This is a genomic window from Geomonas sp., assembly GCF_035254065.1.
GTDB lineage: Bacteria > Desulfobacterota > Desulfuromonadia > Geobacterales > Geobacteraceae > Geomonas.
On the sequence record NZ_DATFBA010000118.1, the window covers coordinates 1 to 11,377 of the forward strand.

At 61.7% G+C, this 11,377-nt stretch carries 4 protein-coding genes and 1 pseudogene; all 5 read left to right on the top strand.

Annotated elements, in window-relative coordinates; all coding sequences use genetic code 11:
• Positions 1–293: 293 nt before the first annotated feature.
• Positions 294–1,670, top strand: coding sequence for a TatD family hydrolase (locus VJ604_RS05955; RefSeq protein ID WP_324080629.1), 1,377 nt, complete (start codon positions 294–296; stop codon positions 1,668–1,670).
• A gap of 114 nt (positions 1,671–1,784) precedes the next feature.
• Entirely contained in the window at positions 1,785–5,600 is a 3,816-nt protein-coding gene (locus VJ604_RS05960) for a DUF748 domain-containing protein (RefSeq protein WP_324080631.1), read from the top strand.
• A gap of 311 nt (positions 5,601–5,911) precedes the next feature.
• On the top strand, positions 5,912–8,107 hold the full coding sequence (locus VJ604_RS05965; protein WP_324080633.1) for a GGDEF domain-containing protein: 2,196 nt from the start codon (positions 5,912–5,914) through the stop codon (positions 8,105–8,107).
• A gap of 263 nt (positions 8,108–8,370) precedes the next feature.
• Positions 8,371–10,446 carry a PilZ domain-containing protein gene (locus VJ604_RS05970; RefSeq protein ID WP_324080635.1) on the top strand — a complete coding sequence of 692 codons (2,076 nt, stop codon included), beginning with the start codon at positions 8,371–8,373 and terminating at the stop codon, positions 10,444–10,446.
• Between the two features lie 22 nt (positions 10,447–10,468).
• Positions 10,469–11,377: pseudogene (locus tag VJ604_RS05975) on the top strand (phosphohydrolase); the annotation flags it as partial.

Here is an 11,377-nt window from a genome sequence, read left to right on the forward strand (position 1 = left end):
GGGTTGTGTGGTCAACAATTAGCGCTGGATTAGTGGGCGCGCTTCCATTAGAATGAGCGATTCTGTGGGAGCGCGTTTGCGTTTCTAAGAGGTGGATGAACCGACTGCTCATTGGGGGCTGGTCGGCGAAGCGTGGCTTCCCTCGCCCCTGCCCCTCTCCAGAAGGGCGAGGGGTGACGGACTCTCGGCGGGTGCCGAAGGGGGCCAACGGCGCGGGCCAAAAAGCCCGCAGTACCGCCATTGATGCGCATGGAGTAAGATAGCATTATAAGTTTCATTCAGGAGACCGTTTAATGGAATTGATCGACAGCCACGCTCATGTGTACGGCGAGGAGTATGCCGCAGATTTCCCGCAGGTGCTGGAAAGAGCCCGGGAGGCAGGAGTCACCACCATGGTGGCGGTGGGGGCGGACCTGGAATCGAGCCGGCAGGCGCTGGAGCTTGCGGAGGCGCATCCGCATATATATTGCACGGTGGGAATCCATCCCCATGACGCGGAAGGGGCGACGGAGGAGTCCTATCAAGCCATCCGCGAGATGGCGCTCTCATCCAGCAAGGTGGTGGCCATCGGCGAGATCGGTCTCGACTTCTACCGCGACCGCTCTCCCCGCCCGGCCCAGGAGGAGGTCTTCCGCCGTTTCATCCGCCTGGCACGCGAACTCTCCCTGCCGCTGGTCATCCATGACCGCGACGCCCACGACCGCATCATGGCCATCCTGAGGGAGGAGAAGGCCCAGGAGGTGGGCGGGGTCCTGCACTGCTTCTCCGGCGACCTGGCGATGGCCCAGGAGTGCATCGAGATGGGATTCGTGATCTCCATCCCCGGCACGGTCACTTACCCTTCCAACGAGGCGCTCAGGGACGTGGTGCGCGGCGTGAAGGTCGAGCACCTGCTGGTGGAAACCGATTGCCCGTACCTGACGCCGGTTCCGCACCGCGGCAAGCGCAACGAGCCCGCCTTCGTGAGGCTGACCGCTGAACGGGTCGCTGAATTGAAGGGGCTTTCCCTGGAAGATATCGGGCGCATTACCTCGCTCAACACCAGGACGATCTTCCGGATCCCTCAGCCAGAGGAGCACTCCACCATCGCCTACATGATCCGCAATTCCCTGTACCTCAACATAACCAACCGCTGCTCGAACCGCTGCACCTTCTGCCCGAAGTTCGACGATTTCATCGTGAAGGGGCATGAGCTGAAGCTCTCCCATGAGCCGGTTTTCGCCGAGGTGATCGCCGCCATCGACACCAAGAGTGACTTCTCCGAAGTTGTCTTCTGCGGCTATGGAGAGCCGCTGGCCCGCCTCGACCTGGTGAAGGAAGTGGCTGCCGAGCTGAAGCGGCGCGGGCTTAAGGTGAGGGTGAACACCGACGGCCAGGCCAACCTGCTCCACGGCCGCAACATCCTGCCGGAGCTTGCCGGACTGGTGGACGTCATCTCGGTGAGCCTCAACGCGGCCGACCCGGATACCTACCAGAGGCTGTGCAACACCCCCTTCGGCGCCGATGGCTTCCGCGGAGTCTGCGATTTCCTGAGGGAAGCCGGGAAGCATATCCCTAAGGTGGTGGCCAGTGCGGTGACAGTGCCGGACCTGGACGTGGAGAAGGTGAAGAGCTTGGCGGAGGAACTCGGCGTGGAGTTTCGTGAAAGGGAGTACGCTGAAGTAGGTTAACAAGCATGACGTCACCTTTTAAGAGTGGTATCATTAGGATGATATCCAGCTATTTTCATTGAAAAATGAATGACGCCTTTGATTGTGATGCATTACCTGAGGAGTGGCCGACTCATGCATATCTCCAAGAAGACCATTGGCATTTCCACCCTGGCAATTGTCTTGTTCGTCGTCCTCATTCTGGTGGGGGTCCCTCCCCTGGTCAGACACATCGCCGTCAACAAGATCACAGAGAGCACCGGACGGACCTGCCAGATCGAGAAGGTCGCCTGGAATCCCTTCAAACTGACCGCTGAGGTATCGGGTGTACGCCTGGCCGAGAAGGGAAGCAGTGCCACCTTCTTCTCCTTGAGCTCTGCCCGCCTTTCGCTCAGCCCGCTATCGCTGCCGAAGAGGTCCTTCATCGTCACCGAGATGCAGTTAGTCTCTCCCTACCTGCATGTGGTCCGGGACGCACCCAATCACTTCAACTTCACCGATCTGATTACCCCGAAGAAACAGCCTGAGAAAAAGAAGAAGGAGGGAGCGCCCTACTTTTCGCTCAACAACATCATCGTGCACCATGGGAGCATCGACTTCCAGGACCAGGCGCTGAAGTCCGAGCGCCATCACCACGTACGCAACATGGAGATCGCGCTCCCCTTCGTCACCGACATCCCCTACCTTGCCGACCGTTACGTGACGCCGCATTTCAGCGCGGTGATCAACGATTCCCCCTTTATTTTCGATGGACGCCTGAAGCCGCTCACCCGTGCGGTGGAGGCGACGGTCTCGCTCAACGTGAAGGATGTGGACCTCCCCTTCTACCTGGGATACGTGCCGGTTCCGCTCCCCGTGAGGGTGACCTCCGGCAGGTTCGCTACCCGACTGGATGTCGGCTACCGGGTGGACGAGAAAACGGGGCCGGAGCTGAGGGTTTCCGGAGGCGTCGACCTCGACAAGCTGAACGTGAAGGAACCCGACAATGCCCCGCTCGCCTCCCTGGAGCGCGCCCGGCTCGACATCCATAACGCCGCCTTGATCTCGAAGGTGATCGACGTCTCCTCCCTGGAGGTGACAGGGTTGGAGGTAACGGCCACCAAGGAACGCACGGGGATATGGAATCTACAGCGGGTGTTCAAGGCCAAAGAGGAAGCTGCGACGCCGCATCCTCTTGCGCACGCGGTGGCCCAAAAGCAAAAAGAGGCAAAGGGCGTTGCGGAAAATCAAAAGGCTCCGGCCGCGACGGACAAAGAAGCGCCGCCCCCTTCCCAAGAAAAGAAGGAAAAGCCGGCCAATGCCAAGCCGCTCCAACTGAAGGTTGGCAAGATAGCCCTCAAGGACGGCAAGGTCCACCTCTTTGACCAGACGCCGAGCGCCGGCTTCAGAAGTGAACTGAGCGCCATCGACTTCGACGTGAAGGACTTCTCGCTGGCAGCCGGCCACAAGACCCCGGCCGAGCTGAAGTTCCGCACCGCCCGCGGAGAAACGGCGTCGTTGAAGGGGGAATTTTCGGTAGAACCGGCCGAATTCCACGGCAACCTGGCGCTGAACGGCATCCCTCTCAAGGATTACTACCCCTATCTCGGCGAAACGCTGACCGCTCCCATCCTCGGTACGGTTTCCTTCTCCTCCGATCTCGCCTTCAGCAACGGAGGCCTGATCCTGGAAAAGAGCATCCTGAAGGGCGAGCGACTGTCGGCACCCTTTGGCGGGGACGAGGGGGTACAGCTCAAAGAGGCGATCATCAGCGGCGTCACCCTCGATGTCAACAAGATGAAGGCCGAGGTCCAGCGGGTGGACCTGCGTGGGGGAAGGATAGCCGTCACCGGTTACCAGGGGGGAGGCTACTCGTACCAGCATCTGCTGAAAAAGCCCCAGGCCGGCCCGAAGAAAGCGCCGGCTCCTGCCAAACGAAAGGGGGCCAAGGAGCCAGCTCCTCCGGTTTTCACCTACCGGATCGACAAGCTGGCCGGCAGCGACTTCGGCATCAGGTACACGGATCAGACCAACGCCGAATCTCCCGTTTTCAAGCTGAACGGCCTGAGCTTCACCGTGTCGAACATCACCGGACCCAAGCTGGGGGCCATTCCGCTCACGCTCAGCTCCGGCTACGGCGGCAAGGGACGCCTGCACGCCACGGGAACGCTGAACCCGGAACCGCTGGCATTCAAGGGGCACGTCGAACTGCACGGCATCCCGCTCGCCGACTTCAACGCGTACATCCCTGCCGATACCACCGTCTTCATCGCCGACGGCGCGCTGGACACCTCGCTCGCCCTGAACCTGCAGAAGGGAGCCAGCGGCCTGACCGGCAGCTACGCCGGCTCACTGGGGGTCCGCTCCTTCTACGCGGTGGAAACGGTCTACGACGAGGATCTCCTGAAATGGGAGAGCCTGCAGTTGGAAAAGCTCAGCGGCACTATCTCCCCCTTCACCATGGCGGTAAGCCAGGTCGCCCTCTCCAACTTCTACTCCAGGGTCATCGTGGAGAAGGACGGTACCCTGAACCTGCAGCACCTCCGGGATAAGGAAGGCTCCCCGGAAGAGGGAGCAGCACCGACACCGGCGGCACATGCGACTGCAGCGAAACCTGCGTCTGCCCCGCCGGCCGCAGCCGCCCCTGCCGCGGCTCCGGGCAACGCCCCGGTAAAGGTTGGGGAGACCGCCAAGGGGACCGTGGTAGTTGCCGCCCCCGGCGCGACCAGTGCCACCCCGGCACCGGTCTCTGAGGCCACCGCCAAGCCTAACCCGATCAGGATCGACACCGTGACCATGCAGGGGGGCACCCTCGACTTCAGCGACCGCCACCTCGCCAATCCTTTCGACACCACCTTCTACAACCTGGGGGGCCGCGTCAGCGGTCTGACCTCCCAGTGGAACAGCACCGCCGACGTCGACCTCAGGGGGAACCTGGAGAACCATTCGCCGCTGTCCATCAAAGGGGTCATCAACCCCCTGCGGGGAGACCTCTTCCTGGATCTGAAAATCGCCTTTACCGACATCGAGCTCTCGCCCTTCACCCCCTACTCCAACACCTACCTGGGCTACAACATCGACAAGGGGAAGCTCTCCCTCGATCTCGCCTACAAGATCGACAAGAAGGCGCTCACCTCGACCAACAAGGTCTTCATCGACCAGTTCACCTTCGGCAAGTCGGTGGAAAGCCCCAAGGCGACCAAGCTCCCCGTCCGGCTGGCAATCGCGCTGCTCAAGGACAGAAACGGCGAGATCCATCTCGACCTGCCGGTGGCCGGACGCACCGACGATCCCCAGTTCAGCGTCTGGCACGTGATCGGGCAGATCCTGAAGAACCTGCTGGTCAAGGCCGCCACCTCGCCGATGGCGCTGCTCGGCTCCATGTTCGGCCACGGCGAAGACTTCTCCTACATCGCCTTCCCCGCCGGGGCCGACCAGGTGGCCAAGACGGAGCAGGAGAAACTGGCCAAGATGTCCAAGGCGCTGCATGACCGCCCGGCCCTGAACCTGGAGATCTCCGGCTACGTGGACCGTGAGACGGACGCCGAGGGATACCGCAACGAAGCGCTGCTCAAGAAGATGAAGGCGGAAGAGTTCCGCCGCCAGGTCAAGGCGGGCAAGACCCACGAGGGGCAGACCCAGGAGCAGACCGAGATCCCTCCCCAGGATTACTCAAGCGTCCTGAAAGCCGTCTACCAGAAGGAGAAATTCCCCAAGCCGCGCAACGCGCTGGGGTTCGCCAAGGACCTGCCGGATGCCGAGATGAAGAAACTGATCATCACCCATACCGTGGTAGGAGACAACGAGCTGCACGCTCTGGCGCGCGACCGCGTGGCGAACGTGAAGTCCTTCCTGGTCAAGGACGGGAAGATCCCGCCCGAGCGGCTGTTCGAGAAGAGCTCGGACATCTACAAGCCGACCGCCAAAGGTGGCCCGGCAGGCAGGGTCGAGTTCGGAGCCAACGTCAAATAAGCTGCGGCAAACTGCTGTGCCTTCTCGGGGTGGAGGTGATCTTCCACCCCGAAACTTTTTCTTGCCCTCACCGGGAAAATAGAGTAAAAACGATTAGCTTTCTATAATGCCATTCCCAGCCGCGAGGGTCTCACTAGAAGTCCTTGCACGCCGGAGGGCGGCAGACCGGAACCAGACAGCAGGGCCGGCCCCGCACTTCGGCAACTCGCCCTCCTGTTTTACGCGCACGACGTTCGGTAACCAATTCCTGAAAGCGATCCACGAAGTCTTACCCTCGGCAACGCCGGCCGACATTCTGGAGCTTTTTTGCCGTGCTGAGACAAAGTGACCACAGACAACTGGAGGAGATGCTGAAAGGGCTGAAGAAATCGCCCCACCTCTCCCACTATAGCCTTACCCTCTATCAGCGGGAGCCGGCCAGCAGTGGCGGTTCTCCCGTCTTCACCTGCCGATGCTCGGTCGTCGAAGATCCCAAATGCTGGGAAGTGTCGCAGCACTTCATCGAGAAGGAACTGGAGAAGCATTTCCAGCAGGGGGAAGCGACCGTCTGCCGGTACGGCGGCGGCTTTCTGGCCTTCGTGATCCCCTTCCAGCTTGAGGAGGGTGCTTTCTGTCTAGTGGGCGACGGCGTGAGAGACGAAGAACTGGACCTCTGGCAACTGGCCGCCCTGTCCAGCCAGGGAGCAAGCCACGTCTTCGCCCTTTTCCCGCACCTGGAATCCCTCTGCACGGTCACCAGGGAGGAAGTCGAGCAGACGGCGCAGCAGGTACAGCAACTCGTCGACCGGTACACCAGCGGGTTCAAGGTGCAGCGCCCGGCGGCGCTCCCGCGGGCGGCAGACGAACCAGCGGAGAGCGAGCCGCACGATCCGAGGCTGCACGCGGTGGCCGACGCGCTGGAGCAACTGGATCGCGCCGCAACGCTGGCGGAGACCATAGCGCTCGCCTCGGAGACCCTGATCAGCAACTTCAAGATCGCCGGTCTGGCGGTTGCGCTCCAGGATGATACCGGCAGCGGGTTCCGGGTCACCGGGCTGTGGGGCGCCCCTGCGGAGCTGGGCTTCATTCCCCATGAGCAAATGAGCCTCTTCCTTGCCAGGAACAGGGTCAAGAGGACCATCCATGTCGACAGCAGGGTCCAAACCGTGCTGCCTGAGCTAAAGGCCTCCTTGTACAGCTGTTTCCCTCTGCAGTCGCAGGATGAGCGGCTGGGCTTCCTGGCGGTGCTGGACACCGAGCTCTGCAAGGGAGACGGCATGCTGATCTCCATGGTGGCGCACGCCACCGCGGCGCGACTCAAACGTATCGTGAAAGACGCCGAGCAGGCCCGGGCCAACGAGATGTCGGGGAGGCTCATGTCCTTGGCCAACTCCCTGCTGATGATCGACGACAAGGACGAACTCTACCAGGCCGTCCTCAGGATAGCCTCCGAACTGGTCGATGCCGCCCAGGGCTCGGTCATGCTGATCGAGAAGGGAGGCAAGAACCTGCGAGTGGTCTGCAGCCGCGGCATGACACCCATCCCGGCCCAGGATCAGCCTCTGCGCGTCGGCAGGGGGATAGCCGGCGCTGTCGCAGAAAGCGGCGAGCCTCTGCTGGTCAACGATGTTGAAAAGGATCTCCGGGTGGCGAGCGCCAACCGCCCGCGCTTCCAGACCAAGTCACTGCTCTGCGTGCCGCTGAAACTGAAGGAGACGGTGATAGGGGTCCTCAACCTGGCCGACAAGAAGAACGGTCTCCCCTTCAACAACGCCGATCTGCAGATGCTGACCTCCTTCGCGAACCTGGCATCCCTGATGATAGAGCGCAGCCAGGTACTCGAGGAATCGGTCCGTTTCGAGCAGCTCTCGGTGACCGACCCGCTTACCGGCCTCTACAACCGGCGCTACCTCAAAAGCAGACTGGAGGAGGAGTTGAGCCGCAGCGTGCGCCAGGGGCTGAACCTGACCCTGCTCTTCATCGACCTCGACATGTTCAAGAGCTACAACGACATCTGCGGGCATATCGCAGGGGACGAGGCGCTCAAAAAGACGGCAGAGATCTTGAGGGCCTCGGTACGGGACATGGACATCGTGGCGCGTTACGGCGGCGAGGAGTTTTGCGCAGTGCTCCCCGGCACCTCCAAGGTCGAGGCCCTGCTGGTCGCGGAACGGATCCGCAGGGAGATAGAAAGCGAGAGCTTTGCGGCCGGCAGCGCCATCCCCTTCCGGCGCATGACGGCGAGCCTCGGCGTCGCCACCTTCCCGGAGGACGGCCGCTCCTTCACGGCGCTGGTGCACGCCTCGGACATGGCGCTTTACCGGGCGAAGGCGGCTGGCCGCAACCGGATCGTGGCCGCCGCACCCCAGGAGGGTAAGCCGCACTGCGCCGCCGGTCCCTGCGCCCAGGTCAGCGCCGGAAAAGACGCGCCACCTCCGCCGAAAAATCCGGCTCCCTCCCCCCAGGTGGTGCTCGCCCCGGGCAATATCACTGCGCATCTCCACGGATCACCGCGCCCGACGGAGTGATGCCGCTCCCGGCCCGACCGCCCTTCCACCAGCGCACCCTTCCCCTCAGCGCTCCTCCTCGCTGGTGATATTGACTCCTCATCGAAGCTGGTCCAGATCTTTCTGGCAACGTTTTCGAGAGTTTTGTCGATTTATTTGGCATTTACCACCATTACTGAGTGATTTATTTCCGGTTGTGTGCTAATAGATTTCTCCGTACTGCTGTTATTATCCCGCCCATCCAGATCTGACAGTGGCTTGTAGTGTTATGACAGGAGTGGAGCATGGAAAGTGCCCTCAAGATACTTCAGTTCACCAGACCCGGCGCTACCATAGAGTTGTCACAGGGGACCGAGAAGGAAATCGGGCTCCTCAAGGTGATCAACAAGCTCAATTTCGTCAATTTCAAGGAAGGTTCCATCCTCATCAACTTCCGGCACGCGAAGTATGCCCGCACCATCACGCTGGAAGCCTCCCCCCTCCCCTGCCTCGACCAGAGACTGGAGTGCCAGTGGATCGACACCGCCGGCAGCCAGGGAAATCTGAAGGACTGCCTGTTCGAGAACATCTTCATCCTGGACGGACAGAAGCTGGTGGTCTCGGTGCCGGAACTGGTGACGCTGGGGGAGAACCAGGTGGTCTTCCTCCTTCCGGAACGCTCCGTGGAGGTCAACTATCGCAGGGTAAGAAGGCATGCCTGCGAGGAAGTCCGGGTGGAACTTTTGCAAAGCGGCGCCCGCTTCGAGGGGAGCCTGCTCGACTTCAGCCCCCTTTCCTTCCGGGTGGTCATCGAAAGCTCCCCCAACCAGACCTTCCACTGGGTCAACACCGAGGCCCCGGTGCACATGATCTTCAGCCGGGGGGCGGCCACCATCTACTCGGGGCCCTGCCGCATCATCTCCCAAAGCGACGGAGCCAGGAGCAGGACCTTCATCCTGGAACCGACGCAGACCAGCATGCAGCGCTTCAGGCCCAAGGAGATCCGGAGCGCCCGCTGCGAGCTGCTGCCGCTACCGAACGCGATCTTCCGTCACCCGCTGACCGGCAAGACGGTCGACCTCAAGGTGAAGGACATCTCGGGAAGCGGCTTCTCCGTCCACGAGGATCCGGAGATCTCCGTGCTGCTGCCGGGCCTGGTGATCCCGGAGGTGGAACTGCGCATCGGCAACGGCTTCTCCACGACCTGCTCGGCCCAGGTGGTGTACCGTCTGCCCGAGCAGGAGGCGGGGGGACACGAGAGCGTGAAATGCGGCTTGAGCTTCCTGGACATGAAGATCACCGACCACGTGAACCTGCTCGCGCTCCTGTCCCTGGCCAAGGACAAGAGCTCCTACATCAGCAACCAGGTCGATGCCGATCAGCTCTGGCAGTTCTTCTTCGAGACCGGCTTCATCTACCCGGAAAAGTACAGTTTCGTGCAGGCCAACAAACAGAAGCTGAAAGACATGTACGAGACCCTCTACACCCGCACTCCCGGCATCGCCCGCCACTTCATCTACCAGGAGAAGGGGGTTATCCTCGGCCACCTGGCGATGCTGCGCTTCTACGAGAACAGCTGGCTGGTCCACCACCACGCCGCCAACAAGTCGGACTCCTCCCACGCCGGGCTGATCGTGCTGAGCCAGCTCGCCCACTCCATCAACGACTCCCACAACCTCCGTTCGGCCCACATGAACTACATCATCTGCTACTTCCGTCCCGACAACCGCTTTCCCCAGCGCGTGTTCGGGACCGCGGCCAAGATCATCAACGACCCCAAGGGATGCTCGATCGACACCTTCGCCTATCTCCACTACCGCAGGACCTTCGCTCCGGAATGGGATTTCGCCGGCCCCTGGCAACTGACCCGCGCCAGCGCCGAAGATCTCTTCGAGCTGGAGAGCTTCTACCAGCAGGAAGCGGGAGGACTGATGCTGCAGGCGCTCGAACTGCAGCCGGACACCGCGCAAAGTGATGAACTGGCGGCCGAATACCGGCAGCTGGGCCTGAACCTGAAGCGGCACCTGTACGCGCTCAAGAGAAGCGGGGAGCTGAAGGCGGTAGTCGCGGTGAACGTTTCCGACGCCGGGCTCAACCTCTCCGACCTCACCAACTGCATCCAGTTGCTGGTGGTGGACCAGGAGCAGTTTCCCAAGGAGATCGCCTACCTGATGTTCTCGATCCTGGCGCACAAGTACGAGCAGACGGAGATCCCGGTACTGGTGTATCCGGTGCGCTACGCCGAGGAGGCGGGGATCGCTTTCGACAAGAAGTATTCGCTATGGGCCATCGACGCCCAGCAAAAGGCTCCTCACTTCCTCAAGTACCTGGGGGGGCTGCTTACCCGCCACCGGAACAAGAAGGAACAGGAGACCGGCTGACCCAGGTCAGCGGGGAAGAGGGATGAACGACACACCGTTGTACAACAGCAGCATCATCGACACCTACGTCAAGATGATCAAGAGCCGGTACAGCTACGTGAACGTGCCGGAACTGCTGAACTACGCAGGCATGACCGCCTACCAGGTGGCGGACCAGGGTCACTGGTTCACCCAGGACCAGGTGAACCGCTTCTACGACCGGCTGCACGCCTTGACCGGCAACGACCACATCGCCAGGGAGGCCGGGCGCTACGCCGCATCTCCGGACTCCATGGGGGTGATGAGGCAGTACTTCCTCGGCCTGGTCGGCCCGGCCAAGGCCTATGAGCTGATCGGCGAGGCGGCCCGCAACATCGTCCGCTCCTGCTCCTACACCACCAGGAAACTCGCCTTCAACCGGGTGGAGATCACGGTCACCCCGCGCTCGGGTGTCAGGGAGCGCTCGTTCCAGTGCGAGAACAGGATCGGCTTCTTCGAGTCGATCTCCACCCTCTTCAGTGGCAATCTTCCCCACATCGAACACCCGCAGTGCGTCTTCCGCGGCGACTCCGCCTGCCGCTACATGGTATCCTGGGAGCCCACCTCCAACGGTTTCTGGCAAAGGCTGCGAAACGGCGCCGCGCTGGTGTTGCTGCTGGTCACCCTGGTCTCGCTCGCCATCAGCCCCTATCCTGCCCTGACCCTGGTCGCTCCGGCCTCGCTGACCCTGGTCCTGCTCCTCACCATCTGCGCCCTGAAAAGCGAAATGACTGCGCTCTCCTTCAGCCAGCAGAATCTGAAGGACCTGAGCGACAACCTGTTCCGGCAGATGGAGAAGGACTACAACAACGCCCTGGCCGCCAACGAGATCGGTCAGGTGATCAGCAAGGAAACCGGGGTCGACCAGATCCTGGCCAGAGCGGTCCAGATCCTGGAAAACCGCCTGGACTAC

What these genes read in the sequence shown, in the direction of transcription:
- VJ604_RS05955 (WP_324080629.1), top strand. Translation starts at nt 294, where the DNA reads ATGGAATTGATCGACAGCCACGCTCATGTGTACGGCGAGGAGTATGCC.
- VJ604_RS05960 (WP_324080631.1), top strand. Translation starts at nt 1,785, where the DNA reads ATGCATATCTCCAAGAAGACCATTGGCATTTCCACCCTGGCAATTGTC.
- VJ604_RS05970 (WP_324080635.1), top strand. Translation starts at nt 8,371, where the DNA reads ATGGAAAGTGCCCTCAAGATACTTCAGTTCACCAGACCCGGCGCTACC.